We start from the raw sequence: 26,693 nt of genomic DNA, 5'->3' as shown, positions 1-26,693 counted from the left end.
AAAGCTGAGCTTAAGTTGTCATTTACCTAAATAGGTTATTAATTAAAGAGACTCATTCGGCTCCGCTTCTTGCTCGACGAGATCTTTTGTTAATTTATCTACCAAAGACTGTTTTAACGTCAATTGTTGTTGTAGTGATTCAATTCTTTCCCTTAGTACAGTCTGTTGTTTATTTGATTCTGCCAAAGCTGATTGCTCTTGAGTGAGCTTAGTTTTGTTGGCTTCAAGCTGGGCTGAAAGTTTTGCGATTTCATTTTTCAATTGAGACTCAGTGTCTGCGTTATTTAGTGCCTCAATTAATTCAACAATCATTTCGGTTTGAACACGAGGTGGCTTATCTCTAAAGTCTGAATCATTAATCGCCTTAGAAATACTGAGTAAACGGTTTTCAATTTCTAATGCAACCGCTTCAAATTTAAGATTAGATGTCGCTCTTAGTTGCTTCACTTCACTGGCGACTTGAGTGGTGTGGTTTATCTCAAATTTCACCTTTTCAGTCATTGTTTTGATCAGGGCTTGGTTTCTTGCGTTATTTTCTACTTCACTGGTAGCCAGTACTAATTCAGCTTTTGCTTTGTTGTAACTAATGGGGGCTAAGGTGGCAATGCCGCCTTTTTTAAGTTGTGCGATTTCAAGCTCAAGGGGTTCAATATTGACTTTGAGTATGACTTTAACTTCTAGGGCTTTTGCATCATTTAAAAATTCTACCTGCTTGTTTTGAGCATCACCTATGTCATTGTCCGCGACATACTCAAATAAATCTTCATAGTCAGATTTCACGCTTGTGTAGTTTTGCTTGAAATACTTATCCGCCTCTATGCTCTCTAGATAGGCCATTTGATCAATGGCGTCAGCTAAAACCGTATCTGCTTTTTCTTTTAATTCTAATAACTTGGCATACTTAGTTTTTACAATAGCCAGCTTTTCATTAAACTCATCAGCATAGGTGCCTGATGAGAAAATTGAAAAATCTTTAATTGCTTTTGCAGGGTCTTCTGAAAAATCCCCATAAACATCAACCGCATCTTCCCAAGCGCTCAAAGTATCCTTGTAAATACTTTTGGAATAGAGGGCCAGAGGTTCTACATCTTTTAGGTTTTTAAGCCACAATTCATAATCACTTTTTGCTGCCTGATAGACTGTTTCAGCTTGAACACTCTCATCGACAGGAGAGATGCTGCCAGCAACTTCGGCTGGCTTTGTACTTGAACTACCGCAAGCAACAAGGGTGGTGCCTGTGATAAGAACCAAGGCACATTTTTGAATTCTGTTCATGTTATATCCCTAATAAAGACAAATTATTTGGTTGATTAAGCTAACGTTATCATTCTACTTACAAGATTAAAAATGCTAACGTCGTTTTTATTGATTGTGATGGGTATGTCAAAAAATAGTGGACTCATTTTTTATCCTTACTTTAAAGGTATAAGCTTTTATGCAGAAGGTGAAGGGGCCTGTTAAGGCTATTTCGATGTGTTTTCAATTCGTTACATTAGCTAGGGAAGCTGAGAATAAGTCCTCCCGCCTCAGCGTGTGGATAAAAGCCTCTAGATTTATGGCGAGGGGCGCAACTTAATAGTTATTCTATTGATAAGGTCCTCAACCTAAAGATAGGGCTATTAGACCACGCCCTTCGGGTCTTTCAGAAAAAATGTCACTCTTCGTTGTCCCTTCTTGAAAGGTACCTACATTACTTCAAAGTGACGCCTTGTTTGACTCTTTTTCTGATAAGACTGAGAAGAGGTGACTTAATCGCAGTTTCCCTAGTGATTAGTTTGCTTCATTGATATGGGGGTCACTTGAATTTGTGACGACATGTTAAAAGTTCAAGGAAAAGTTGCTAGGTGTATTTAAGGAAGCTAAACAGCAGAATAAGCTTTGTTCTTGCTTAAAAGGGGCAAACAGCAATAAATTTTAGCCAAGCTGTTGTAAATGGATGATTGAACTCAAGCCGATAGGCATGTAAATGCAGGCGCTCATCCGCGGGACTAGATAAAGCATCATAAAACTCATCACCTAAAATGGGGTGAGACATACTTTGCATATGGACTCTTAATTGGTGAGAGCGGCCAGTAATAGGAAAAAGTGCCACATGGCTATGAATGCTGCCAGGTGGTGTTTTTAATTTTTTCCAATGGGTGGTTGCCGCTTTTCCCCACTCTCTGTGGACGATTTGTCTAGGACGATTAGGCCAGTCACAAATTAAAGGCTTATTAACCACGCCTTCTTGAGCAAGCACCTTGCCTCTTAAAATAGCGCGATACTCTTTCTGCACTCGTCTTTCACGAAAATGTTCAGATAAACGCTTATGACTTTCAAGGGTTTTAGCGACTAATATCAAACCAGAGGTGGCGAAATCAAGACGATGCACCGCATGGGCTTCACCAAATAAGCATTGAGCTCTATGGGTAACACTGTCTTGTTTTTCGGGGCCACGACCTGGCACGGATAAAAAGTTCGCGGGTTTATTAATAACCGCGAACCATTCATCTTCATACAAGATCTCTAGCGACAAAGGGGTTGGCATAAATTAAGGTTTGGTGGTCAAGATGATACGAATAGCGTCTAACCTAATCTGGCAATCATCAATTCGAGAAATGCCATCTTGTAAGTTGTTTTCTAGTTGTTCAACATCTTCATTCTTTATTAGCCTGTTTTGCTTTTGAAGCTCAATAAGTCTGTCTATTTCACCTTGCCACTTTCTCTGATATTGCTGTTTAGCTTGGGCAATAATAGGACGGGCTTGTTCGTAGGCATTTAACTGGTGGTTTTGTAATAACTCAATCAGGTCTTTTCTAAGGGCAGCCACCCATTGCTCAGCAACACGGTTAGGGACACTTTCTAAGCGATCTGCCCACTTTTCAGGGGTGAACTGACTATGCAGAAACTTACCGTTAGCATCAGATAATTGCCAAATAGGTGTCATAGGTAATGACTGGCTTAATTTAAGCCTTGGATGAGCACTGGCTTCAATAACAAACAGACTTTCTACCAATACCGTGCCTTCAGGAAGTGCTGCAATTGGCATAGTAGAGGCAGTTAAACGGCTTGAATCAAAGGTTTGAACTTCATCCATTAACATGGAGATTAAAGGGTGCTCCCAAGTAGCAAAAGCAACATCTTCACGTTGGCTTGCTTTGCGACGGTTAAGCACTAGGGTCTTACCTTCTTCTTCAATTCCTGGCAATGCTTCTAACATCATGTCGGTGGAAGGTCGAATAAACCATTCACTGTCGTCGCCTTCTTTTTCAATGCGATCAGTATGAATGTTAAAAGCATGGGTGACTTTTTCGATATATTCGTTTAGCCCAGCTGATGCATTTTCTTCAATCTCTTCAATTAAAGCTTTTGCTTTTTCTGGACGACAAGAGGTCATTTCTAAAAGGCGATTACGGCCTTGCTCAAGCTGTATTAAAAGCGCTTTGTGATAGGCTTTTGCTTCCTCAATTAAAGTAATGTCGTCATCATTGCCCTGTAAGAAGCTGTTTAGACTCTCTTTAAAGGTATTATTTACCTTGTCGCCACAAGGTGTGGTATGGCAAAACGCGTTAAGTGCTTGGTGATACCATTGGAATAGCCTTGCCTGTACCGTGCCTTCAATGAAAGGAACGTGGATTTTTACATCTTGGGTTTGACCTAAACGGTCTAGACGGCCAATACGCTGTTCCAGTAAGTCAGGGTGTTCGGGTAAATCATACATGACTAGGTTGTGGCTAAACTGAAAGTTTCTGCCTTCACTGCCGATTTCTGAGCATACTAAAATTTGTGCCCCTTCAGGGTCAGCAAAATACGCTGCTGCTCTGTCCCTATGGATAAGAGACATTTGTTCATGAAAATCAGCGCTTTGAAAGCCAGCAAAGGTAAGCTGCTCACTCAACCATTGAGCCATATCTGAGTTATGACAAATTATAAGAACTTTATCTGCTTGGCATTCTAAGAATTCTTTTAACCATTCCCAGCGCGGATCTTCGCCCCATTTAGCTTGCTCTAAACTGTTTTGAGGGAAGACAGAGTCTTTGCTAAACGTATGATTAGGGTGAGATTCAAGAGGATAGCTGGTCAAGATACGTGTTGGAAAACCACCAATCGCAGCACGGGTATTACGGAAAACTTCGCGCCCCGTACCATGCCTATCAATAAGCCAGCTTATGGCATCTTGTATTGCCATAGCAAAAGCGTCGCCTGCTTGCTGAGTTAATACCTGATACCATTCTTTTGAACTCACTTCGCTTAAATAAGGTGCGAACCACTTTTCCCAATCTGGGGCAGTTTCAGGCGCTTTACCTTGGCTTAATGGCAGTAGTTGTTCTGCTAATAATGCTGCTTGTTTAAAGTCAGATTGTTGCTCTTGGTATTGATCAAAGCTGTGGTAACTGTCTGGATCTATGAGTTGTAAACGAGAGAAATGCTCCATTTCCCCCGTCTGTTCAGGTGTTGCACTCAATAAAAGTAGTGATTCTGATTTAGCCGCTAATGCGGCGGCAATTTGATAGCCATTGCTTGGTGCTTCAGGGCTCCAGCTTAGGTGGTGAGCTTCATCTATGATCACCATATCCCATTCTGCACTAAGCATTTGTTGAGCGGCTTTTGAGTTACCTGCAACCCAGTCAATTGGTGCAATGACAAGCGGTTGTTCTTCAAAGAGGTTAGCCTCTTCATCCCAATTCTCTTCATAAGCCGCTTCATTAATTAATGAAAAATGCTGATGAAAACGGCGTAGCATTTCCACTAGCCATTGGTGCTGTAAATTAGTTGGCGTCAGAATAAGAGCGCGCTTACATAAACCATTTAGCATTCTGTGGTGAAGAATTAGTCCCGCTTCTAATGTTTTACCCATACCCACTTCATCACATAAAAGTGCGCGAGCTTTAGGGCGGTTAGCAATATCATGGGCAAGATAAATTTGGTGTGGCAGGAGCTCTGCCTTTAAGCCCATTAAACCTCTCACATCAGAGGTGGCTAATTTAGATTGGTGGTTAAGTGTCTGATGGCGCAAATCAAACCACATACGTTTTGCAGGCGACAAAGATAAAAGTGCATCAATTTCATTTTTATCGTTACGAGGAAATTGAATGATGGATTCTTCAATCCAATCATCACCAATAAAATATTCAACTAAGCCGTCAATTTCACGTACTTCTTCGATAACGAAGGCCTGATCTTGAAAGTAAAGTTCGTCACCTTCTGTCAGAGTGCGTCTTACTAAGCTGGTTTGTGATACGGAGTAATGGCGGTCCATTTCTGATTCTGCAAAATGCACAGTGAAAGACTTAGCTTCTAATTCTACTATCATGCCGACACCTAAATCAGGTTCGTTACGGCTACTCCATCTTTGTCCAGTTTGGTACATATTCGTTATTCATCCACATTTTTGAGGGTAAGGCTGCCCTGACATAAGTTAGTCAAGGCCGCTTTTTGTTCTATCCAAGAGTTAGGTATGACAGCTAGATCAAAAATGATATCGCTATCGAAATGTTTATTATTCACTTCGATATCACTTTGCTCTAACCAATATTCAACCTTGCCTAATAAAGCGTAGGATATTTTGAGCTGTATATTATTTCTGGGGAAAACTTGCTTGCTTTGTGTTTGGCTAAGCGCTTCTTGGACTGCTTGGCTATAAGCGCGAACCAATCCGCCTGCACCGAGTTTAATACCGCCAAAGTAACGGGTAACGACAACACAGGTTTCGCCAAAATCTGAGTGCTGTAACACATTTAACATAGGCTTTCCTGCCGTGCCTTTGGGCTCTCCATCATCACTTTGATCCCACAAATGCACATTACTTGGATGCCCTGCTACAAAAGCCCAGCAATGATGGTTTGCATCAGGAAACTGATCTCTTACTTGCTGTATAAATTCTTTTGCCTCTGCTCTCCCTTTGGTTTGGCAAACCTGGGTGATGAATTGACTTTTTTTGATAATCAGGTCAAAACGCTGAGACTCAGTTGGGCTTAAGAAATAATCCATGTACACTTGAATATTAAGTATTGATTTATAAATGATTTTAGCAGGTGGCAAGTAAATGAATAGTAGTCAAGTGAGTGCTGAACTAGGGCCTTTTTTAGTGGCGCTGACAGGCTTCTCTGTTGGTGTCATTCTTTGCATAGTGCTGTTTGTTGCTATTGTACATTCAATGCGTCGTAAGTGGCAGCATGGGCAAGAAAAAAGTGAACAAGATTTAAAGCAAATTCAGCTGATTAAGGGTGAATTGGAGCAAAAACTCAGACATCAATCAGAACTGATTCATAGTATGGAAAAAGAAGCCATTATTTTAGAGCAACAATTTGCTGCCGCTCAAACCGTATGGCAAGAAAAAGAAGCCATGTTTGCTTCTCAAAAAATGCAAATGCAAGTGGAATTTAAGCAACTCGCTCAGGACATTATGCAACAGCAGCAAAAGCATCTGGTGTCTGAAAATGAAAAACAATTAGGCTCATTATTAAATCCTCTTGGCAATCAGATTAAGCATTTTCAAGAGAAGGTTGAGCTTAGCTACCAAACAGAAGCAAAAGAACGCTTTTCCCTTGTCAAAGAGATTCAAAACCTTCAGCAGCTGAATCAGCGGATTAGTGATGATGCAGCGGGTTTAACGCAAGCCCTCAAAGGACAAAATAAAATACAAGGTGGCTGGGGAGAGGTGATCTTAGAGCGTATTTTAGAACGTTCTGGTTTAGAAAAAGGCCGAGAATACCAAGTACAGGTATCAGCTACCACAGAAACAGGTCGTCGCTTTCAACCTGATGTGATTGTTAATTTACCCGAAGGTAAGCAGGTCATCATAGACTCAAAAATGGTGTTGGTGAGTTATCTCGCTTATGTGGAAGCGGATTCAGAGGAAGCAAAGCAAAAAGCATTAAAACAACATTTAGAGGCCATTAAACGTCATATTAAAGATTTAAGCGGTAAAGCCTATGAAACTTTACCCGGTATTACTAGTTTGGACTTTGTGCTTCTCTTTATTCCTATTGAAGCTGCGTATTTATTGGCTATTCAAGCTGAGGCGAATGTCTTTAGCGATGCATTTGATAAAAACATCATTGTCGTTGGGCCTTCTAATTTATTGGCGACCTTAAGAACCATTCAAAATATTTGGCGTAATGAAAAGCAAAGCCAAAATGCGGTTGAAATTGCCAGGCAAGCTGGCGCCATGTATGACAAGTTTGTCGGTTTTGTTGCTGATATGGATGAAGTGGGATCCCGCTTAGGTATGGCTCAGCGTGGCTATGATACAGCGATGAATAAATTAAATACGGGTAGGGGAAATCTAGTCAGTCGAGCGGAGCAGCTAAAAGTCATGGGGGCTAAAGCCAGTAAGCAATTGCCCGCATCACATTTAGAGTCATCTCAACCTAGCTTAGCCTTGGATGAGGTTAAGCCAGATTAAAAGCGAATAAAAAATACCAACAAAACTATTGGCTGCTATTGGCTACTATTGTTTAGATATGGGTATTGCTGCTTGCATATCCCAAAGTAACTTAATGGAGTTTGCATAACGAACAGACTGACTGTCCATCTCAATGGCGGCACAGCATTTTTGAATGTTTTGCCCTTCATTAAGCGAGGCAGCATAAGCAATCAAGGTAATATCAAGGCCCGTATCTAGGTAATCTAATTTGATATTGGCTAAATCAAGATAATGTTTGTGTGATCTTAATAAAAAGCCTAAGTCCGCTTGTATTTGATTACGATCGGGTAATTTTGCAATCTTATCTTTAGTTTCTTCACTATGGCTTTTAACTTTATCGCTGCTATCGGTTGGGATTTCTAGCTCAGGCTCATCACGATCAAAACCGTTTAAATCAATATGAATTAGAATATCTTCTACCATGGGGTTGTGCTGTTTGATTTTACTTGCGACCTTTTCCCCTAAAAAATGCCCTTCGCTTGCACTAATGCGTTTATCTACACGTAAACGCATATCTAAATACACCTTCCCCGCCATGGTTCTTGCTCTGATTTTGCTTGGTATCGCTTGTGATTCAATACTCTTAGCGCAACTTATAATATTTTTCATGGTGTCTTTGCTTGGCGCTGTATCGATAAGCTCAGCAAGGGTTTTCCAAATGGTGCTGAGCGCAATTTTAGCAATTAAAAGGGCGACAATAATGGCTGCTACTTTATCTAGCCAAGCGTAACCAAAATACATTCCCAACATACTGATTAACACAATGAGGGAAGAAAGTGAGTCGGTGCGGCTATGCCAAGCGTTGGTAATTAATAGTTGGCTATTAATTTTATCCCCTGCTTTTTTGGTATAGAAAAAAATAACTTCTTTGCAAATGATCGTGATAAGAAGGCTGCCAACGCCAAGCCAGGTAAGATGGCTCTGACTGCTTCTAAGAATGGCGTCCAAACCTATGCCAATGGCGACTAGAAGTAATATGAATCCAAGAATCAAGTTGCCAAGCGATTCAAATCTAAGGTGACCAAATTGATGGTTTTTATCGGGAGATTGACGAGAAATTTTGAAACTGATGAGTACTAATACATCTGTGAATAAATCTGAGAGGCTATGGATGCCGTCCGCCATAAGGGCTTGAGAGCCTGATAAATTGGCTGCTATTATTTTCAGTACACCTAGGACCGCATCTAACGCACTGCCAATCAGTGTTACTTTTTGTGCAACCTCTTGTTCCGTTTCTATTTTGTTCATCAGATTTGAATTATTTATAAGCTAAAGGGGTGAAAAAAATATTTAAAAAAGTTTAACAAAACACTTGCATCAAGTGTCATGCTAGAGCAAATCTAGCCTGCCTGAATCTCTCCCCAACTTATCCACCTAATCTGTGGAAAAAGATAGCTTATGTGTAAATTTAGTAAGCATCTGAAAAATAACTTAAAAGTTGAGTTATAGGGGTTATAACCCAACTTTTACAAACAGATTTATTTGTCTTGGATATCAAACCATAATTTATAAGAGTCGTAGAACTCACGTAACTCTAATGACATTAAGGCAAAATTAGCGTCTAAATCTGATAGGCCGCCACCTTGAGAATCATTAAAGGCTTTCTCTTTGATAGTGTCGTCAAATTTGATTTTACGCAGGGATAAGTCTTCATGTAGTACAAAGTTTAGCTTCTCTGTCCATTTAAGGGCCAAGCTTTTCACTCTCATACCTTGCTCGATATGACGGGTAACATCTTCAGAGAGTGGCTCTAGTGCTTTAAATCGAATGCTTGCTTTTTCTTCAGAGCCGTCTTGTATTTCACATTCTTCACCTGTGTTTAAACTGGCAGGGAGTTCATTCTTTAATAGCCAATTACTCATCAGACCACTGGGTGACTCTTGCGGCATTAATGGTGCCATCGGGAAACTGCCTAGGGTCGTTTGCAATTGCTTAAACAATAACTCTGTCATAGAGGCGTTAGTACTGTTTATCACTAATAGTTTTGCCTCCATATCCAAGTAAGCCCAAATGTCGGATCGTTTTGAAAAGGCTTTAGGGCGAAGCGTGAAAACTAACTCATCTTTAATATCTGCTTTTTCTTTGCGACCAACTTTGCGGCCTTCTATCAGCTCGATTTCAGATATTTTGATTTCTAATTCTTCACGTACAACAGAAGAGGGTAATACCTTCTCTTCTTTACCTGCACGGATTAATACACACTTGTTACTCGCCAGATACCATTGTTCGCTATTTCGAATTAACGGCATCCAACCAAATGAATATTCCTCTTGGCTACCGCACTCTTTAAGCGGAAAGTCCGCTAACTTATCGATGAGTTCATTAGTATCAATGGCATCGGTATCTGTTAACTGAAAAAATTGTACGTTTTTAAACCACATAATTAATCTACAACAGCCTCTTTAAAGTGTTTTCGGCAAACGGATACATAGCGGCTGTTGCCACCAATTTCGACCTGCTCACCCTCGCGTAATGGGTTACCTTCACCATCTATTCTAATTACCATGGTGGCTTTTTGACCACAGTGACAAACGGTTTTTAGTTCAATTAGTTTATCGGACCAAGCAAGCAATGCTTTACTGCCTTCAAAGAGCTGCCCTTTAAAATCTGTTCTTATGCCAAATGCCAGCACAGGGATGTTAAGTTTATCGACAACTTCTGATAGCCCATATACCTGCTCTTCGGTTAAAAATTGAGCTTCATCGATCAGAATACAATCAATTTTTGATGACTTAGTGGCATCTTTAATTTCTAAAAATAAATTTGAATCAGGCAGGAAAACTTGAGCGTCTGCTGCAATACCAATACGTGATGCAATTTTTCCTGTGGCCATTCTATTATCAATCGCCGCAGTAAATAATAAAGGTGTCATACCTCTTTCTTTATAATTGTGTGCAGACTGCAATAAAACGGTCGACTTTCCGGCATTCATGGCCGAATAATAAAAATACAATTTTGCCATAGGTTTATATATATCAAAGTGTTAGTTTAGTTTGGTTGCAGAGTATAACAAATACATGAGGATAGGGGATTATATGTGGGGAAAAGCGAAACAAGTTGCTGAATTAGAAACAAAGCTGGAATCTATTCAACTAGATTGCACAGGTTTGTCGACAGAACTTGATCAGTTACAAGGTAAATATCAGCAAACTTTAGCTGAATTAGAAGGCCTTAAAGCCCATGACAAGGCCTCACCATTAGAGACCATGTATCTAGAAGCCATGTCTCCTTTTGATACTATGCGTGAATCTTTAGCGGTTAGTTTGTCAGATTTAACTCAAGAGAAAGATAATCTGGCTGACTTTAGTGAGTTGGCGCAAAAAAGCAATGAGGCGATGAAAACCCTTGAAGCTGAAATCAAGCGTATTCAAGATGGTGCTCGTGAGAGTAATGAAAGTGTTACTGAATTAAAAACACTGGCCAGTAACATTACCCAATTTGTTGGTATTATCAGTGGTATTTCTGAGCAAACAAACTTACTTGCTTTGAATGCTGCGATTGAGGCCGCCCGAGCGGGTGAGCAAGGGCGTGGTTTTGCCGTGGTGGCAGATGAAGTTCGTTCTTTGGCACAAAAAGCAGGTGACGCGAGTTCTGAAATAGCCCAATTGGTCGAATCGATAGAGCGTAATACTGGTATTGCAGACAGCCATATTAACTTGGTTGTGACAGGTTGTAATAAACTCGTCGAAAGTACAGATGAAACCTTTAAAGGTGTTAAAACAGTCTTTGATACGGCTTTAGGCACACAGAAAACCATTAATACCCAAAGTATTCACTGCATGTTGCAAACCGCAAAAATGGATCACCTGGTTTGGAAATCAAATATCCACAGTGCTTTTGTTGACAAAACAAGCTTATCTTCCCATGAGATTACAGACCATACGCAATGTCGTTTAGGTCAATGGTATCAAGGGGAAGGACACGCTTTGTTTGCTTCTAATCATGCTTTTAAGCAGCTGGGTGAAGTCCATGCGGATTTTCATCAGTATGGGGTTGATGCGATTACCGCTAAGCAAAATGGCGAACTAGATAAGGGCATCGAAAGCTTGGCTAAAATGGAAGATACAAGCCGTCGTGTTATTGGCTTGTTGACTCAACTAGAGGCTTAATAATGACCTCTTTAATAGACCCACTTTCCTAAGTGGGTCTATTTAGTCGTTCTCTGCTCGCTGGGGCTTATTCGCTGTGATTTATTGGTTGCGGCTTATTCGCTCTAGCTCATGACTTCTTAATTTTTTACTCTGGGCTCTTCATTATTATTTGCCTCAATTACTTTAAGGCGTTTCTTTGTCTTTGGTTTTGCATGCGCCAAGGCAATCTGTTCACTAATCCAATCGGCCCGTTTTTGGCTATCAAGTTCACATAGCTGGTCTAATTTTTCTAGTGTCTCAGTATCGAGAATAATTTCTACCCTTTTAAGCCCTTCCTTTTTATCTTTAAGTCGTTGATTTCGTTTGTTTGTTTTTAATTGATCTTTTCGTGTAAGAGGGCGAGTTTTCGGTCGGCCTCGTGTTTTTGAGAATAAATCTATAGTATTGCGATCTGAAGAAGATTTTGCCATTTGAATAAACTATCTGAGGTCGTTAGATTGTTATGGAAATTGAAGAAATAGAATCCATTATGTTAACAGTTTGCGTAACTGGTATCGTGCTTTTTATGGGCTTTATTATGGTCGATTTAGCACGTAAATCCAATGCCGGAAAGCTTGGAACTTTCGTGATTTTAGGCGGGTTAGGATTAGGTGTGTTCGGCTTTGTTATGAAAGGCTTTATTGTTGAGCTGATTTTAGGAGTAAAGCTGTAAGGCTTACGTTTTGGGGCATGACACACTCATGTCATACCCCAAATTCATTTATTGTTGCTGACGTTGATTCATGCCAATAAAGTCCAGAAGAATTTCTGAGGCTTCTTGAGAATAAATATCTTCAGCTTCTTCATCATTAATATCATCTAGTGAAGTGATGAGCTCTAAACCAAGGGCTTCACGTCGAGTATTTTCACGATTTAATTGTGTTTCTTCGCTTTCTTCCCTTTGTTTAATACGGTCATTTTCATTCAATGAAATAGCGCTGAAGCGATCTGATTGTTCTCTGATCTGCTCAAGCTGTTCATTTAATGCGATAAAGTTAGGATCTTGATCCATACGCTTTTGATGACGTTCATCCAGTTCTGGTAAGAAATTAGGAATATCCCAGTAAACAGGGTAACGGGTTTCTAAAATCTTATCCCAAGCAAGTGGGTTGTCTAATGCGCTTTCACCGACGCTGTTTTCATCTAGCATAGAAGGGAAGCTAATATCAGGCATCACACCTTTATGTTGGGTGCTTTCACCGGAGACACGATAGAATTTAGATTGGGTGATTTTTAACTTACCTTGATCAAGATCTTGTAGGATTTGAACTGTCCCTTTACCAAAAGATTGTCCGCCTAATATAAGACCGCGACCATAGTCCTGAATGGCACCTGCTACGATCTCAGAGGCAGATGCACTCATTCTATTGATAAGCACTGCCATAGGGCCGCTATAGGTGACGCTTCTATCCTGGTCTCCTAAAATGCTCACACGACCGGCTGAATCGCGAATTTGAACGACAGGACCTGCTGGGATAAAGAGACCCGTAAGTGCATTGGCTTCTTGAAGCGATCCACCACCATTGTTTCTAAGGTCAAGTATCAAGGCGTCGATACCTTCTTGGCGTAGTTCTTCAATTAAATTTTTAGTATCTCTGGTTGAGCTTTTATAATTTCTATCGCCTGCTTTTATGGCGGCAAAGTCAGAATAAAAAGTAGGTAGCTGAATCACACCTACTTTGTAAATTTCGCCATTACGCTCGACTTCAACCACTTCTTTTTTTGCAGATTGATCTTCAAGTTTTACTTTTTTTCTGACGATAGTGATAATTTTGTTGCCTTGAGCGTCATTATTCGATGGCTTGATTTCCAATCTCACCTTGGTATCTCTTTCACCACGAATCATATCGACTACATCGTCAAGGCGCATGCCCACCACATCAATCATTTCTTTGCCTTCTTGGCCAACAGCAACGATTTTATCGTTTGGTTTAAGCTCACCTTGATTATCTGCTGGGCCTGCAGGAACTAAACGAACAACTTGTGTATATTCATCTTCTTGCTGGAGTACCGCACCAATACCTTCTAAGGATAGGCTCATATTGATGCTGAACGTTTCTGATGCTCGAGGAGCAAAATAGCTAGTGTGAGGGTCGAACGCTTCGGTAATGGCATTCGCGAAAATTTGATAAACATCGACTGAATTGGTTTGTTCAATCTGATGCAGCTGATTGGTATAGCGACGACTTAGTGAGGTTTCAATACTTTCTTCTTCTTGACTATTCAGCCTTAACGTCAGGGCGCGGTTTTTTATGCGCTTGCGCCAAGTGTCACGGAGCTCTGCTTCTGTTTGGGCCCATTTTGCTTGGTCTGGATCTGCATTGAAGGTTTCTTCTTTTTCAAAGTCAAAGCTCTCAATCATGCTAGGCATATCATTAAGTACTTTATTTAGCCTATCTTCCACACGCTCAGAGTAAAGGTTATAGATGGTATAGGCCAAGGAGACATCGCCAGATGTAATCGCATCGTCAAAGCGATAACGGTATTGTTCAAACTCTTTAATATCGTCTGCTAGAAAGAAACTTTTGCTTGGGTCTAATGAATCTATAAAGGCATCAAAGGCGAGACTGGAAATTCGATCATCCACTTGAGTTTTGTTATAGTGGATGCCCTCCAACATTTCGACTAACTGAATGGACACTTTTTTATATTCAGCTGGTGGCTTAAGTTCATTAAAAGCCTGAAGTGAAGGTGAAGCTAATGCACATCCGGTGAGAAGGCTTAACAATAGTCGTTTATATTTTCTCGGCATATTTGTCTCTTTAAAGTTGAGTCTGGCGCATGTTGAAATCATATTAGACTCATTCGAGTATGACCAGCTAATCTACAAAAATCTGTGAAATATTTACTTAAATATGTACAAAGGAAGTTATGGAAAATCAATCTTTTAATACCTCTTTACTCTCTTTCTTGAAGGCATCGCCTACTCCGTTTCATGCAACATCAAGTATGAAGACAGCACTAGAAGAAAAAGGTTTTACCGAACTTAAAGAAAATCAAGATTGGAATCTTCAAGCAGGAGGACGTTACTTTGTTTGTCGTAATGCTTCTTCAATTATTGCTTTTACGACGCCAAGGTTAGATGTCCACCAAACTGGTTGGCGTATGGTTGGGGCGCATACTGATAGCCCATGTTTGAAGCTTAAGCCTAATGCACATGTTAAGCGTTATGGATATGATCAATTAGGTGTTGAAGTCTATGGTGGGGTATTACGCCACACTTGGCTAGACAGGGATTTATCCCTAGCTGGACGAGTAAGCTTTAGCCAAACAAACGGAGATATTCATAGCCGCTTGATTGATTTTAAAGACCCCATTGCCACCATTCCTAATCTGGCTATTCACCTAAATCGTGGTGTAACCGATGGTTTTAGTGTGAACCCTCAAGAAGAGCTGTTACCTATTTTAGGTATGGGTGATGATCAATTTGAGTTAGAGGCTTGTATACAGGCCCAACTAGAAAAAGAACATCCAGAGCTTGAAGTAAAGGCAATCTTGGATTTTGAACTTAGCCTATATGATCACCAAGCGCCTGCTTTAGTGGGATTAAAGAAAGAGTTTATCTGCTCTGCTCGATTAGATAATTTATTGAGCTGCTTTGTTGGCTTATCTAGCCTTTTAGAAGCGGGCGATGAAAGGCCAAGCTTACTTATTTGCACCGACCATGAAGAGATAGGTAGCCTTTCTGCTTGCGGCGCTAATGGCCCTTTCTTGGAAGATGTTTTACGTCGTATTTCGCCTGACCCTGCCCATTATGTTCAAAGTATGAATCGTTCTATGATGATTTCTGCTGATAATGCCCATGCTTTACATCCTAACTATGCCGCTAAGCATGATAAGCTACATGCTCCGCTAATTAACTCTGGTGCAGTTATCAAGGTTAACTCTAACCAAAGGTATGCGACCAATAGTGAAACCTCAGCTGTCTATAAGAAGTTGGCTGAGGCAGAGGGCTATCAGGTCCAAACCTTCGTGGTTCGAAGTGATATGGCCTGTGGTAGTACCATAGGGCCTATTACCTCTGGTGAGGTTGGCGTGCCAACACTGGATATTGGTTTACCCACTTTTGGTATGCACTCTATTAGGGAGCTTGCGGGTAGCCAAGATGCGATTGGTCTTTATCGAGTACTAAATCGTTTTTTGAAGCTTGAAACCTTGATTAGCGAATAATATTCAGTATCAATCTCAGTAGTAGAAAAACTAAAAAGGGCGCTAATAGCGCCCTTTTTGATGTTAAGCTTTTTTTATGAAAAAGATTAGTAAGTAAGCCAAGAGTTTAGCTCACTGATTTTTTCTTCTGTGAGTTCACCTGTGTATTCCAATAATGACATTTGCTTCACGGCAAAGCTGTATCTTAGTTGTTCTAATGTGCCTTGTGAGTCGTAGAGGTCAGACTGAGCATCTAACAACTCAACAATGTTACGTGTGCCGACATCATAGCCTGCTTGCGTGGCTTCTAATGAGCTGGTGTTGGAGATAATCAATTGCTTTTGCGCGGCAATTTGAGCGACAGAGGTTTTAAGATCACGGTAAAGGGATCTCACCGCAAGCTCAGTGGTTTGGATACCATCTTCTAAGTTCTCTTCAGCAGCAACCGCATCATACACAGACTGCTTTACCGTAGCATCAATGGCGCCACCTTGATAAAGCGGGATGCTCACGTTTACGCCAATGTAAGCGGCTAAAGCTTCGCCATCAGAGCTGGCAGTCGGAGAGGTGTCGCTGTCGCTGCGAGTCAGGCTGCCAGAGACAGTGACGGTTGGTACACGGCCATTGGATTTTTGAATCTCAATGTTAGTTTGAGCGTATTCGTTCGCCAGCATTAGACTTTTAATGTCTTTGTTTTGTCTTTTAGCCAGATCCACATAGTTAGTGGCGGTTTTACCAATTGGCATAATGATAGGGTAATCTTTAGACAAATCTGGCACATCAGTAATGAGTTTGCCGGTTAACTGGCGTAAGGTTTCTTGTGCATTAATCATATCCGCTTCGGCGCTGATGATATCTACGATATTGGAGTCATACTCAGCCTGAGCGGTATGTAGGTCAGTAATAGCGACCTGGCCCACTTCATATTGCTTTTTCACCTGGTCTAGTTGACTTGCTGTTGCTTTCGCTTGCGATTTTGCCGTATTCAAGTTCGACATCTGGGTTAATAGGTCAAAGTAGGCAGAAATACTTTCAAAGCTTAAATCTTCTTCTGTATTGTCATAATCAACGCCAGAGCTTTCATAGTTGATTTCGACGGCATCGACAGCATAGCCAAGGGCAGGAGAGTAGATCGGATAATCAAGACTGACTTTTAGGGAGTTAGTATTGTTATCTGAGTCACCATAATCCGCATCAGTGTCGGTATAACCAAGATCAGCATCAAAGGCGATATCAGGAAAAAGGTTGCCCTTGGTGATGGTAACTTCTTCTTTTTGAGAGTTATAGGTGGCAGCCGCAGAGCGAAGCCCAGGGTCATTTTGCTTTGCAAGTCTATAAACATCTAATAAGTTTTCAGCATGGGCGCTCATACTAGAAGCCGTAGCCAAGGTAATTAAAGAGGCGATGATTGTCTTTTTCATGAAATTCTTCTGCTTTTAAATTTGTCGATATCATACTGAGATTACTATCCCCTTTCACTTGGTAGAGGGGAATATCAGATATGCCTAATTAGATATGTAACTATGTTTTCTACCTATAATTTGATGCCGCTTAGTTTGTGAGCCTTATTTCATAAGGGATATCGATTTTTTCATTTGCCACAAGTTGGTAAGAAAGCTTGAGTTTGTTAGCAGATATTTTACTGAGATTCGCGAGTGAATCCGTCTCTTTAAGCATCAGGCTTTCTAGCAAGCCATTGGTGTTATGAAAGACTTCAATCGTCTGATTTTTATTTGACAGGTTATGTAAGCTGAGTTGCCAAACTTGGGTTGAAGGGAATTTAAACGAGTTTGCTGAAACCAGTGAATATGATGCTTTAACATCCTGATTTTGATTGATTTTTAAACTTACTTTATTGCCCTTACGTAAATGACTTAGCTGGGTTGTGCCAGCAGGTAATAAATAGTCTTTATGTTGCCAGTAAGTGCGGTAACTGCCCGGCATTGCATCTTGTTCTAGGATAAGGTCAGACACTTGCTCAAGCTGAATATTCTGTTTAGCGCTAGCTCTTGGATTTGGGTAAATATCTGCACTTGAGCGAGAGTCTAAAATTTCAAGTTTTTGCTCTTTGAAAGGGAACAGTAGAGTTTGTCTGGCTTTTAATAGGATATCTTTGTCGGTTGGTACGGTTATCTCGTTATTCATGTACTCTACCGGAGCTGAGTCACTGAGCATGGATGCAGAGCGAGTTAAGCTCATTTTTTCCATGGGGGAAGGCGGCGCTTGATGTTGCTTAAGTTGTAAAATAGGGTGCGCTAATAATATCTCGTGAAAGGCATCGTTTTTAATCAGAGCATTTTGTTTTAAGACGGCATGTTCATCGCTTAAAAAAATACTGAGTTGAGGTTGCCAATGTATGTCATAGGTCTGATAAGCAAGGGCATCGTTAATCGAAAAGCGAGGTTTTAAACTTTCACCTTTGTAAGGCACTAGCAAATTATAATCCATCATATTAAGTTGCATACGCTGGCCATCCACTAGGATCTCAAAGAGTTCATAATTACTACTAAGTAGGCGACCTTGATAGCTAAGCTGATTTTGACGATGAATGATTTTAACTGTCTGATTAATATAAGCTTGCCAGTTTTTTTGAGTATCAATCTTGCGACTGATTTCTATCGGCTGGGCGTTAATGAGTGGTATTATACTGCCTTCTATAGGTGTCAGAGAAAGCTCAGGGTTTTGGTTGAGTGTTTCGATAAACTGGCTGCTATTTAATCCAATGACAGCTTTTAATGTATTTTGTGCCGCAACTTCGGTCGCAAAGGGGATGACCAATAAGAGTGGTAATGAAAAGCGTAAAGATCGCATGGTATTTCCTTATCTGGATCAAATGAGATAACACCATCTTAAAGGGTTATGCCTAGGGAGTTTAGTGCTATTACAAAATGATTTGTTATAAATTTTAAATAACAAAGTTAAGGTTTAAAAAAGTTAACTTAATGAATAAAGCGAAAAGGGCTGTGTGTGCAAAAACGTTTTTTAATTATTGATGGGCTTAATTTAATTAGGCGTTTGTATGCGGCTTTAGAAAAGGAGTCTGATCCTGTCAGGCGCATTGAACGTACCCAAAGCACCAGTCTTGATGCTTTAAGTCGCTTACTTCACCAGTTTGAGCCGGATTTTGCTGTGGTGGTTTTTGATTCAAATGGCCAAACGTGGCGTCACAAGGTATTTCCTGAATATAAATTAGGCCGCATTCCTATGGATGATGCCTTACTTCAATCTATGCCTGAATTTGCGAAACTTTTTCGTTTCAATCGAGTGCCGGCTTTGCGCTTATCGGGTTGGGAAGCTGATGATTTGATTGCCACTCTTGCGGTTAAAGCGGCTCAAAAGGATGTAAAGTCATACATCATTTCAACTGACAAAGGGTTTACTCAGTTATTGGATAACGAATGTATTTTGCAATACGACTATTTTGCAAAATTAGGGTATGACAAAGAATGGGTGAATGAAAAGTATGGGGTACCCGCAACACAATTAGGTGACTATTGGGCCCTAGTTGGTGATATCACAAACAAGATTCCTGGTATTAAAGGAATAGGGCCTAAAACGGCGGTTAAAGTTTTATCTCAAGCAAATACGGTAGAGTCCATTTATCAAAATTTAGAGGCTTTTGACCCTAAGATGAGGCAAATGCTTGAAGGGGGGTTAGAGCAGTGCCAATTAAGTCGTTCGCTAGCTTTGCTCAAAACCGATGTTGAAATTGGTGTTAAGCTATCTCAATTCAAATACCTGAAACAATCAAGTTGATGGCTGTGCTCTCTTTCTTTGCTTTGGCTGCAATATTACCTGAGTTTTTAATTCGTTCAGTCCTGTTTGAATGTTATTGAAAATGATATCGATATGAGAGCCCGCTTCATTAAAAAAAGTATCAGGGTTACGGTCACTGAGTGCCTGATCTTCCACCGATTTAGTTATCTCCTCAATAAAGCTCGTTAGCTTATTATAATGCTGCTTTTGCAACTTAGGTTGAACCTGGGATAAGTCACGTTGAATTTTGCTTAAGGTAAATAAAAGTAATAACTTTTTATCTGAAGAGCAGTATTTACTATGGGTAATCTGTAATGCAATGGCGCGTACTTGCCCTATGGCTTCTGTTAACTTTGGCAAGGTTCTAACTAAGTCGTTGGCTAAGGATTGTATGTTGTGGTCTGTATGAGTCGTTAAAGAGTAATCATCAGCAATGTCCCACAAGCAGTCTAATAACCGCTGAATCAAACTTGAATGTGTGTGAAAGCTTTTATTGATATCTCGACTGGGGTTTTGCAAGATATTCCCCCAAATTCTTTGGGACTTTTGAGCGAAGCGCTTAAGGGTTTTATCAAGATCTTTTCCTTTGCCTATTAACACTAGATAACGCTGATTTATTTGCTTTTCTATCGCCTCAAGTTGATTTTTTGCTAGATCTTGTCCCTTGAGGTGCTCTACATATAAGGCCCTGTGCTCTTGGGTTAGTTTAATAATTTCGATCAGTCTTGTTACGGCTGTAATTCCCCTAAGGCTTCTTTCCTTGGCTTGTTTACGAGCATGATAAAAACGGTAAATGGCTAGCAGGCTTAGTATAAAAATAAATAGAGCAAATAGTGTCAGGCTCGAGAGCATGTATTCTTCCTTATTAACTTGCTAAGTCACAATAACAAGTGGATATCTTACTGGATGGCTTTTTTCTTAGTGGATTTGCCCTGGTTACTTTTGCCTAGGTCGCTGCATTTTCATCATAGTGTTGTGAAACAGCTACTTTTTAGGGAGGGTGGCGTAAATTACAAAAACACTCTTTCTAAAGAGTATCGATTTTTAGAGCGTGAAGCTTTACGAAAACAACTTAGGCTTACTGGAATAGCAATTCTTATACCAGTTTAGAGAAGTGATTTTATGGTCTGTAAGCTACTGAATTATAAGAAAAAATATTTCAAATTTGTTTTTTCAAACGTAAAAACAGTGAGTGTTGAGCAAAATAGGTGCGGAAAAATGAAAGAGGCGGCTGCTTAATGGTGCCGTTAAACACAGCTAAAAGGTTTTCACTTTCTTAAAAATGGTGCGGATCTAGGTTTATATTTTCAAGCTTCTGATTAATAAAGCAAATATTACCTTGGTATCTCGCTTCACCGGTTGAGGTAAATTCGAAAGTAAAATGACGCTTTATTTTAATTTGTCCCCTGTGCCAGACAATGCGTGTCTTTTCTTGGGAAATGGTGTCGTCAAGTAACTGTACATTGAACTTCTTACAGTGTTGCTTCACTTGAGGAATGGCTCTTTCTTTTACGGCTTTGCCAAGCCACCAAAGATAAACGAAAAACCCTAAGGCAAAGAAAATAATAAGATCGGATAGTGTAAAGTTCATAAATCTGCAATTAAATAGTTTTAATCACTTAAGGTTATGATAAATAAAGGGAAGAAGTAAGCTGTTTATTGAAAAGTCATGCTATTTTCATAATTAACATCTTGTTCAAAGAAATAAAACGCAGACAACCTGGCAGGAGAGTTTAGGTTGCCTGCGTGCTTCACACTTGTATGATGGACTCAATAAAGACCAACATTGATATAAGGCGAATTTGGTCATTCGGGGCAGCGAATGAGTGGAGTTCCAAATTATGAGTCGTTTTGCCTCAGTGCATTATCAATGCGCCAGTCATAGGTCTTCTATTCAGCTTCAGCCATCATTTCAGCGTAAAGTTGGATGACCCACTGCTCAACACGTTCGTCAGTGAGTTCAAATTGTTGATCTTCATCGATTGCCAAACCGATAAATTGATCTTTAGATTCAATACATGCTCTTGACGCTGTGAAGTCATATCCTTCAGTAGACCAAGAACCAATAAAGGTTGCACCTGAGTTTTGAAGGTGCTCGTATATCCAGCCCATAGCGTCGACAAAGTAGTCACCGTAACCAAATTGGTCACCTAAACCATAAAGTGCAATCAATTTGCCTTTTAGGTTTAGTGCTGCAAGATCGTCTCCTATGTCTTCCCAGTCTGACTGAATGCCGCCAAAGTCCCAAGTAGGAATACCTAGAATCAAGAATTCATATTGCGCTAATGTGTCAGCATCAATGTCGCTGATATTAAAAATTTCGGTTGTATGTCCAAGCTCTGTCCATTGTTTTGCAATTTTATGAGCAATTTCTTCAGTGTTATTCGTATCGGTTCCATAAACAATGGCAATTGGTGTATCAGGTGACACTTTAACTCTCCTAACTATTCGGCCAAATCGTGGGCCATAAAAGGGTTCTAAAAACGCGTTCTAGAAATGATCCAAAGAACTTAATGTACTTGACCATACTGATTTGTAGGTACGCCAAATTGTCTAATAAACATAGCTTCAAACTGGTCTTCAGAAAAACCGGTTTTAGCGACAATTTCAGAACGTGAATAGTGGTCTGTACGTAACATAGCCGCGGCACGTTTCAATCTAAATTGGTCTTGATATTGTGAAACCGTTTGACCAACAAGATGATAAAAGCCCAATTCTAACGCATCTGCATTTAAACCTGCTTGGTTTGCAAACTCAGTAAGTTCTTTCGTAATGCCAATATCTGCTTCAAGCAGATTTTGCACATTGAATAGTTTACTTTGGCAATCATTGCAGGACAACATGTGAGACAAGGTTTGCATCTGTTCTAGGGCTAAAAATGCAAAAGCATAGACCTGACCCACTAAACTGAGCTGTCTTTGTTCATTTGCTGCCATTAATAAACCAACATTTGTCAGATTTCTTTCTGTAATTGGCAAACAAACCACATTTTTTGTAGGGGCAATCTTATGGATTAAGGTTTTAAAAAAGACCATTAAAGTCTCTGGCACTTCGTTTAATGCATTTGCCAGAAGTTCAGGTTCAAAATGAATTTGAATTAAACTACGTAATTCACCTGCTTTTACTTCGAATTCACCGGCGACGTCATTATCAAAACATGAGACTTGTAGAGAGTCAAAATCGGTAGGAGAGAATACCGATTTATTACCCAACAGGGAGAAGTACACTCCCGCCTTGGCTTCTTCAAAAAATAAGGTGTCTTCTGAACACCCTATTTCTTGTTGAGTGATGCTTAAACCTGACATTAGTTGATGTGTTTGTTTATAACCTGAAAAAGCATGAGACAAGTGGCTACTCACTTGTCCTTCTTGGTTATATAAATCATTAATGCCGATTCGCATTGCCCTAAACCTTTTGTATTTGATAATGATTACTATTTATAATATCAAATAAATGCAAATGCAAGTCATTCTCATTAAAAATAATCAAATACTTTGATTTAAGTTAAATTAGCCTTCATCTAGGTAGTCACTTCGGTTTAAACCATAGCGCTGCATCTTCTGATTTAAAGTTCGCCTAGGTAACTGGAGTGAGTCTAACGCCTGCTGAATATTGCCTTTACAATCTTTTAGGGTTTGATCAATTAGGCTTCTTTCATACTCTTGAACTTTGACACTTAATGGAAGAGGTGAAAGGTTAACGTGAGAGCTCTGGGCTTGATAACCACTTAAAATTTTGGCTACTGTACTGTTGGCTTCTAGGGCATAGCGTAGTGCCACATTACGAAGCTCACGCACATTTCCAGGCCAGCCATATAACATGAGGGTTTCATGGTCCATTGGGCTTAATTGGCGAAAGGTAACGCCTTTTTCATGACAGGCTTGTTGGCAAAAATGTTCGAACAATAACGGGATATCATCCCCTCGTTCACAGAGTGGCGGCAAATGTACTTGGGAAACATTGAGCCTAAAAAATAGATCTTGACGAAAGGCTTCCTGGGTTTGTAAATTGCCTTTAGCCGCCGCGAGTACTCTTAGGTCAACTTTAATCGATTTATTCCCACCAACCCGCTCTAAGGTATTTTCTTGTAGCACTCTTAATAGCTTGATTTGCATGGCTAAAGGCATGCTTTCGATTTCATCAAGAAATAAACTGCCACCACTGGCGAGTTCTAATTTACCTATGCGTTGTTTTTGCGCGCTAGTAAAGGCACCGGCTTCATGGCCAAAGAGCTCACTTTCAAATAAGTCAGCTGGAATGGCGGCGCAGTTAATTGCAATAAAGGGTTCGCTTTGTCTATGGCTATGTTCGTGTAATGCTTGGGCGACGAGTTCTTTACCACAACCCGTATCCCCATAAATGATGACGTTCGTATCAATTTGGGCAAAGGTTTTGATTTGCTCTCTAATGGCTTGAATTTCAACGCTTTTACCCAGTATTAATTCTTCAATACCTTTTACATTAGCCAGATAATCTTGTTGCTGTTTATGTTGTTCGTCTAATTGGCGTTGAGCGGATGCTTTATTGACTGTTTCAAGTAATCGATTGGGGTCAAAAGGTTTTTCTAGAAAGTCGAAAGCCCCATCTCGTAAGGCTTTTACTGCCATATCAATATCCCCGTGTCCGGTAATTAAGATGACAGGAAGCTTTGGGGCAAGCTGCAGCAGTTGAGACATCAAACCTAAGCCATCCAGTGGTTGCATTCGAATATCACTGATGACAATCACATTATCGTTAGCTTCAAAACGATTGAGTAAGGTTTGAGCATTATCAAACTCTTCTACTTCATAATCAGATAAACGTAACCATTGAGCCGTTGTTTCCCTTACGAGGGGCTCATCATCGACCAATAATAGGGTGGCTTTTTGGGTTATCGAATTCAAAGTGAACTGTGCTCCAAGGTTAAAGTGAAAATCAGGCCTGATGGTATCCCTTGCTCGACAGTTAATATGCCTTGCATGTCTTTTGCTAGGTTTGCGCTGATCGCTAAACCCAGGCCTAAACCTTTACCAATACTTTTACTGGTATAAAAAGGCTCAAATAAGTGAGCAATGGCTTCTGGCTCTACGCCAGGGCCATTATCATGTATACGGATCTGAACGTTATTATTTATACGTTCACTGGTAAACCGTATTTCGGGCGCGATTTTGTGCTCATCACATGCATCTAATGAATTGCTGATTAAATTAGCAAAAATCCGTTCTAGTCGCGTTGCTTCTGCCAGGACATTGTTTTCTGCCAATTCAATATTAAGCGATAAACCACTTGCCTTAGTCCCTAAGCTGACTAGGGCTTTATCAATACAGTCATCCAATTTTGTTTGAGTCAATTGCTCCGGCCTTTGGTAAGCAATGACCTTGAGTTCGCTGGTGAGTTTATGCATACGACCTATCATGCTTTCTACTTGATTTAGGGTCGATTTTGTCTCTTTTATTTGATTGCGATTTAGCAAAAGCTCCGCAGTGTAAACCAAGGTTCTAAGGCCGGTTAACGGTTGATTAAGCTCATGGGCTACCGCAGTCGACATTTGACCTATGGTGGCAAGTTTCTCTGCTCTTAATAGCTCTTTTTGTGCGGCTTTTAGCTCATTACTGCGGGCCTCAACACGGCTTTCAAGGTTATTGTTAACCAATATTAAATCTTGTTCAGCTTTTTTTCGTTTTGAAATATCTATTAAGGTGACGAGTGAGCCGCTTGAGTGCCCCCAGTTGATGGGGGAAATTGAAATGAGAGCGGGGAATATCGCTTGGCTCTCTCGCTTGAGCCAAGCCTCTTGCTCTTTGAATTTAAGAGGATGATTAAAATCTTCTGCTGTTAAGCTTGGTTGTTGATAGCCATTTGGTATTTTTTCATCTGCTGCTAGTAATTGGCTAACATGCTGGCCAATCAATTCGGGTTGGTGTCTAAAGTAAGCTTGACCTGTTGGGTTGATAAAGAGAATTCTGCCAAGCTTATCTAATTGAATTAACCCCACATGGGTTTTTTCAATCAAGGCTTTTTGTCTTTGTTCATTTTGTTCTAATAATTGTTCGTTCTCTATTTTGGAGGCGATTTTGAGTGCTCTCTCATTACGATAGAGGGCAAATACTATCAATAATGAGCCAATCATAAGGCTTACAAAGGCGATATAATTGGAGGTTTGCTTGCTGCCTTCCATGGGCGATAAGTAGATAAGCTGCCACTCTAAATCATCCAAAATAACGCTGTGAAGCATGTAGTCTTTGTTTTCAATGGTGAGTTGGTAGGTGTTTGTCCCTTCAATTAAGGGGTATCTAAGTGCTGATTGAAGACTCTTTTTGTCCCTTGACCAATTTAAGTCGTCATTCGCTAAGAATAGGTTTTTCTTTTTATCGGTAATAGCAATAATTTCTCCCGAAACGGTCCAACTTTCAATGAGTTGAGATAACTGTATCTGGATAGCAACAGCCCCAAAAAGCTCTCCTGAATCATAAATGGGAGCGGTTAATAGTTGGGTGGATTGGGTATGTTCTTTGTTATAGCCAGTTAATAAACTTGCTTCTCCCTGTTGCTGAATCAGTTGCTCGGCTAAATATTCTTGGCTAAAGAAAGGGGTGAGTACTGCTTGTCCTCTTTTATTTGTAGAGGTTAACACTTCACCATTTTGGTTGAGAATAAACCAATCGTTTGTCCCTGATACTTTGGCTATATCTTTTAAGTAACCCTGTAGATAGGGAGTGGGTTGTGGGTCAGAAATAAATGCTCTAATGGCAGGATTATCTGTAACTGAGTAGGGCATGTGACGGTATTCATTTAACTCTCGACGTAAATCAGCAACATAAGTGAGAAGTTGGTTTTGCCCTTGCTGATGAAGTTTTAGCATTAAAATTTGACTGGCAAAAAAATGGGCCACCGCAAAGAAAAAGCTCGCTGCTAGCAGGCTGCTGCTGATAAAAAATAATTTGTGCTTTTTATAACTAAAACTCAAGGTGTTTATCCTTGTTAAATGAATAAAACAGATGAAGCCCTATTCTAAGCTGTTTCCCGTCTCTCTAGGTAAGTATTTAGTTAGGGACGCTGCGAATAAGCGTTTCTGTCTCAGCGTGTGGATAAAAGTATTAAGATTTATGGCGAGGGGTGCAACTTAATTGTGATGCTATTGATAAGACCCACAACCTAAAGATAGGCCTTTAGGCCACGTCCTTCGGGTCTTTAAATAATCGCTATTCGACACGTTAGAAAAAGTAATACCTTGGGTTGTCCCCTCTCAAAAGGTGCCTTCACTGATTTTC

The 26,693-nt window shown here is 40.2% G+C and carries 22 protein-coding genes; 5 read left to right on the top strand and 17 right to left on the bottom strand.

Going from position 1 to position 26,693, the window contains the following annotated elements:
* Positions 1–42: 42 nt before the first annotated feature.
* From MED121_RS02260 to MED121_RS02245, 4 genes are all read right to left on the bottom strand, one after another.
* Positions 43–1,275, bottom strand: coding sequence for a hypothetical protein (locus MED121_RS02260; RefSeq protein ID WP_009831970.1), 1,233 nt, complete (start codon positions 1,273–1,275; stop codon positions 43–45).
* Positions 1,276–1,888: 613 nt separating this feature from the next.
* Entirely contained in the window at positions 1,889–2,527 is a 639-nt protein-coding gene (locus MED121_RS02255; RefSeq protein ID WP_009831968.1) for an RluA family pseudouridine synthase, read from the bottom strand.
* Positions 2,528–2,530: 3 nt separating this feature from the next.
* Positions 2,531–5,350: an RNA polymerase-associated protein RapA gene (rapA, locus tag MED121_RS02250; protein WP_009831967.1), complete on the bottom strand. Its 2,820-nt coding sequence runs from the start codon at positions 5,348–5,350 to the stop codon at positions 2,531–2,533.
* Positions 5,351–5,355: 5 nt separating this feature from the next.
* On the bottom strand, positions 5,356–5,970 hold the full coding sequence (locus MED121_RS02245) for a YigZ family protein (protein WP_009831966.1): 615 nt from the start codon (positions 5,968–5,970) through the stop codon (positions 5,356–5,358).
* A 55-nt stretch (positions 5,971–6,025) separates the two neighbouring features.
* Here MED121_RS02245 and MED121_RS02240 point away from each other — a divergent pair, with 55 nt between their 5' ends.
* On the top strand, positions 6,026–7,387 hold the full coding sequence (locus MED121_RS02240) for a DNA recombination protein RmuC (protein WP_009831965.1): 1,362 nt from the start codon (positions 6,026–6,028) through the stop codon (positions 7,385–7,387).
* 45 nt (positions 7,388–7,432) lie between these two features.
* Here MED121_RS02240 and MED121_RS02235 read toward each other — a convergent pair whose 3' ends face one another.
* The 3 genes from MED121_RS02235 to MED121_RS02225 all read right to left on the bottom strand — a co-directional run bounded on the left by MED121_RS02235 (position 7,433) and on the right by MED121_RS02225 (position 10,370).
* Positions 7,433–8,656 carry a cation diffusion facilitator family transporter gene (locus tag MED121_RS02235; RefSeq protein ID WP_009831964.1) on the bottom strand — a complete coding sequence of 408 codons (1,224 nt, stop codon included), beginning with the start codon at positions 8,654–8,656 and terminating at the stop codon, positions 7,433–7,435.
* 230 nt (positions 8,657–8,886) lie between these two features.
* Entirely contained in the window at positions 8,887–9,789 is a 903-nt protein-coding gene (locus MED121_RS02230) for a recombination-associated protein RdgC (RefSeq protein WP_009831963.1), read from the bottom strand.
* A 2-nt stretch (positions 9,790–9,791) separates the two neighbouring features.
* Entirely contained in the window at positions 9,792–10,370 is a 579-nt protein-coding gene (locus MED121_RS02225) for a thymidine kinase (protein WP_009831962.1), read from the bottom strand.
* 73 nt (positions 10,371–10,443) lie between these two features.
* Here MED121_RS02225 and MED121_RS24705 point away from each other — a divergent pair, with 73 nt between their 5' ends.
* Positions 10,444–11,517 (top strand): methyl-accepting chemotaxis protein, encoded by a 1,074-nt coding sequence (locus MED121_RS24705; RefSeq protein ID WP_009831961.1) that lies wholly within the window; start codon positions 10,444–10,446, stop codon positions 11,515–11,517.
* A gap of 119 nt (positions 11,518–11,636) precedes the next feature.
* On the opposite strand, the gene ybfE is transcribed toward MED121_RS24705, so the two are convergent.
* Positions 11,637–11,969: a LexA regulated protein gene (ybfE, locus tag MED121_RS02215; RefSeq protein WP_009831960.1), complete on the bottom strand. Its 333-nt coding sequence runs from the start codon at positions 11,967–11,969 to the stop codon at positions 11,637–11,639.
* 32 nt (positions 11,970–12,001) lie between these two features.
* Here ybfE and MED121_RS02210 point away from each other — a divergent pair, with 32 nt between their 5' ends.
* Positions 12,002–12,211: a DUF2788 domain-containing protein gene (locus MED121_RS02210; RefSeq protein ID WP_009831959.1), complete on the top strand. Its 210-nt coding sequence runs from the start codon at positions 12,002–12,004 to the stop codon at positions 12,209–12,211.
* A 48-nt stretch (positions 12,212–12,259) separates the two neighbouring features.
* Here MED121_RS02210 and MED121_RS02205 read toward each other — a convergent pair whose 3' ends face one another.
* A complete protein-coding gene (locus MED121_RS02205; RefSeq protein ID WP_009831958.1) occupies positions 12,260–14,290 on the bottom strand; it encodes a carboxy terminal-processing peptidase in 2,031 nt (676 codons plus the stop codon).
* Between the two features lie 119 nt (positions 14,291–14,409).
* Between MED121_RS02205 and MED121_RS02200 the strand changes: the two genes are divergently transcribed.
* Entirely contained in the window at positions 14,410–15,708 is a 1,299-nt protein-coding gene (locus MED121_RS02200) for a M18 family aminopeptidase (RefSeq protein ID WP_009831957.1), read from the top strand.
* Between the two features lie 86 nt (positions 15,709–15,794).
* Here the strand turns inward: MED121_RS02200 and MED121_RS02195 are convergent, their stop codons facing one another.
* The gene (locus MED121_RS02195; protein ID WP_009831956.1) at positions 15,795–17,108 is read right to left on the bottom strand and encodes a TolC family outer membrane protein; all 1,314 of its coding nucleotides are present in this window, start codon (positions 17,106–17,108) and stop codon (positions 15,795–15,797) included.
* Positions 17,109–17,238: 130 nt separating this feature from the next.
* Positions 17,239–18,498, bottom strand: coding sequence for a hypothetical protein (locus MED121_RS02190; protein ID WP_009831955.1), 1,260 nt, complete (start codon positions 18,496–18,498; stop codon positions 17,239–17,241).
* A gap of 156 nt (positions 18,499–18,654) precedes the next feature.
* Between MED121_RS02190 and xni the strand changes: the two genes are divergently transcribed.
* Positions 18,655–19,443 (top strand): flap endonuclease Xni, encoded by a 789-nt coding sequence (xni, locus tag MED121_RS02185; RefSeq protein ID WP_009831954.1) that lies wholly within the window; start codon positions 18,655–18,657, stop codon positions 19,441–19,443.
* Here the strand turns inward: xni and MED121_RS02180 are convergent.
* The 6 genes from MED121_RS02180 to MED121_RS02150 all read right to left on the bottom strand — a co-directional run bounded on the left by MED121_RS02180 (position 19,435) and on the right by MED121_RS02150 (position 26,389).
* Entirely contained in the window at positions 19,435–20,295 is an 861-nt protein-coding gene (locus MED121_RS02180) for a hypothetical protein (protein ID WP_009831953.1), read from the bottom strand. The genes xni and MED121_RS02180 overlap by 9 nt on opposite strands.
* A 424-nt stretch (positions 20,296–20,719) precedes the next feature.
* Positions 20,720–21,034: a DUF3301 domain-containing protein gene (locus MED121_RS02170; RefSeq protein ID WP_009831952.1), complete on the bottom strand. Its 315-nt coding sequence runs from the start codon at positions 21,032–21,034 to the stop codon at positions 20,720–20,722.
* A gap of 299 nt (positions 21,035–21,333) precedes the next feature.
* Positions 21,334–21,873: a flavodoxin gene (locus tag MED121_RS02165; protein ID WP_009831951.1), complete on the bottom strand. Its 540-nt coding sequence runs from the start codon at positions 21,871–21,873 to the stop codon at positions 21,334–21,336.
* 80 nt (positions 21,874–21,953) lie between these two features.
* Complete coding sequence (locus MED121_RS02160; RefSeq protein ID WP_009831950.1) at positions 21,954–22,844, bottom strand: helix-turn-helix domain-containing protein; 891 nt, start codon at positions 22,842–22,844, stop codon at positions 21,954–21,956.
* Positions 22,845–22,952: 108 nt separating this feature from the next.
* Positions 22,953–24,326, bottom strand: coding sequence for a sigma-54 dependent transcriptional regulator (locus tag MED121_RS02155; RefSeq protein WP_009831949.1), 1,374 nt, complete (start codon positions 24,324–24,326; stop codon positions 22,953–22,955).
* Positions 24,323–26,389 (bottom strand): ATP-binding protein, encoded by a 2,067-nt coding sequence (locus MED121_RS02150; RefSeq protein WP_009831948.1) that lies wholly within the window; start codon positions 26,387–26,389, stop codon positions 24,323–24,325. The genes MED121_RS02155 and MED121_RS02150 overlap by 4 nt, the downstream gene beginning before the upstream one ends.
* Between the last annotated feature and the right edge of the window lie 304 nt (positions 26,390–26,693).

The organism is Marinomonas sp. MED121, from assembly GCF_000153025.1.
Taxonomy (GTDB): Bacteria; Pseudomonadota; Gammaproteobacteria; order Pseudomonadales; family Marinomonadaceae; genus Marinomonas.
The sequence above is the reverse complement of the archived record's forward strand: the minus strand, read 5'-3'. Positions and strand labels throughout refer to the sequence as shown.

Coding starts and splice junctions, on each gene's coding strand:
- MED121_RS02260 (WP_009831970.1), bottom strand. CDS start 1,275: ATGAACAGAATTCAAAAATGTGCCTTGGTTCTTATCACAGGCACCACC.
- MED121_RS02255 (WP_009831968.1), bottom strand. CDS start 2,527: ATGCCAACCCCTTTGTCGCTAGAGATCTTGTATGAAGATGAATGGTTC.
- rapA (WP_009831967.1), bottom strand. CDS start 5,350: ATGTACCAAACTGGACAAAGATGGAGTAGCCGTAACGAACCTGATTTA.
- MED121_RS02245 (WP_009831966.1), bottom strand. CDS start 5,970: ATGGATTATTTCTTAAGCCCAACTGAGTCTCAGCGTTTTGACCTGATT.
- MED121_RS02240 (WP_009831965.1), top strand. CDS start 6,026: ATGAATAGTAGTCAAGTGAGTGCTGAACTAGGGCCTTTTTTAGTGGCG.
- MED121_RS02235 (WP_009831964.1), bottom strand. CDS start 8,656: ATGAACAAAATAGAAACGGAACAAGAGGTTGCACAAAAAGTAACACTG.
- MED121_RS02230 (WP_009831963.1), bottom strand. CDS start 9,789: ATGTGGTTTAAAAACGTACAATTTTTTCAGTTAACAGATACCGATGCC.
- MED121_RS02225 (WP_009831962.1), bottom strand. CDS start 10,370: ATGGCAAAATTGTATTTTTATTATTCGGCCATGAATGCCGGAAAGTCG.
- MED121_RS24705 (WP_009831961.1), top strand. CDS start 10,444: ATGTGGGGAAAAGCGAAACAAGTTGCTGAATTAGAAACAAAGCTGGAA.
- ybfE (WP_009831960.1), bottom strand. CDS start 11,969: ATGGCAAAATCTTCTTCAGATCGCAATACTATAGATTTATTCTCAAAA.
- MED121_RS02210 (WP_009831959.1), top strand. CDS start 12,002: ATGGAAATTGAAGAAATAGAATCCATTATGTTAACAGTTTGCGTAACT.
- MED121_RS02205 (WP_009831958.1), bottom strand. CDS start 14,290: ATGCCGAGAAAATATAAACGACTATTGTTAAGCCTTCTCACCGGATGT.
- MED121_RS02200 (WP_009831957.1), top strand. CDS start 14,410: ATGGAAAATCAATCTTTTAATACCTCTTTACTCTCTTTCTTGAAGGCA.
- MED121_RS02195 (WP_009831956.1), bottom strand. CDS start 17,108: ATGAAAAAGACAATCATCGCCTCTTTAATTACCTTGGCTACGGCTTCT.
- MED121_RS02190 (WP_009831955.1), bottom strand. CDS start 18,498: ATGCGATCTTTACGCTTTTCATTACCACTCTTATTGGTCATCCCCTTT.
- MED121_RS02180 (WP_009831953.1), bottom strand. CDS start 20,295: ATGCTCTCGAGCCTGACACTATTTGCTCTATTTATTTTTATACTAAGC.
- MED121_RS02170 (WP_009831952.1), bottom strand. CDS start 21,034: ATGAACTTTACACTATCCGATCTTATTATTTTCTTTGCCTTAGGGTTT.
- MED121_RS02160 (WP_009831950.1), bottom strand. CDS start 22,844: ATGCGAATCGGCATTAATGATTTATATAACCAAGAAGGACAAGTGAGT.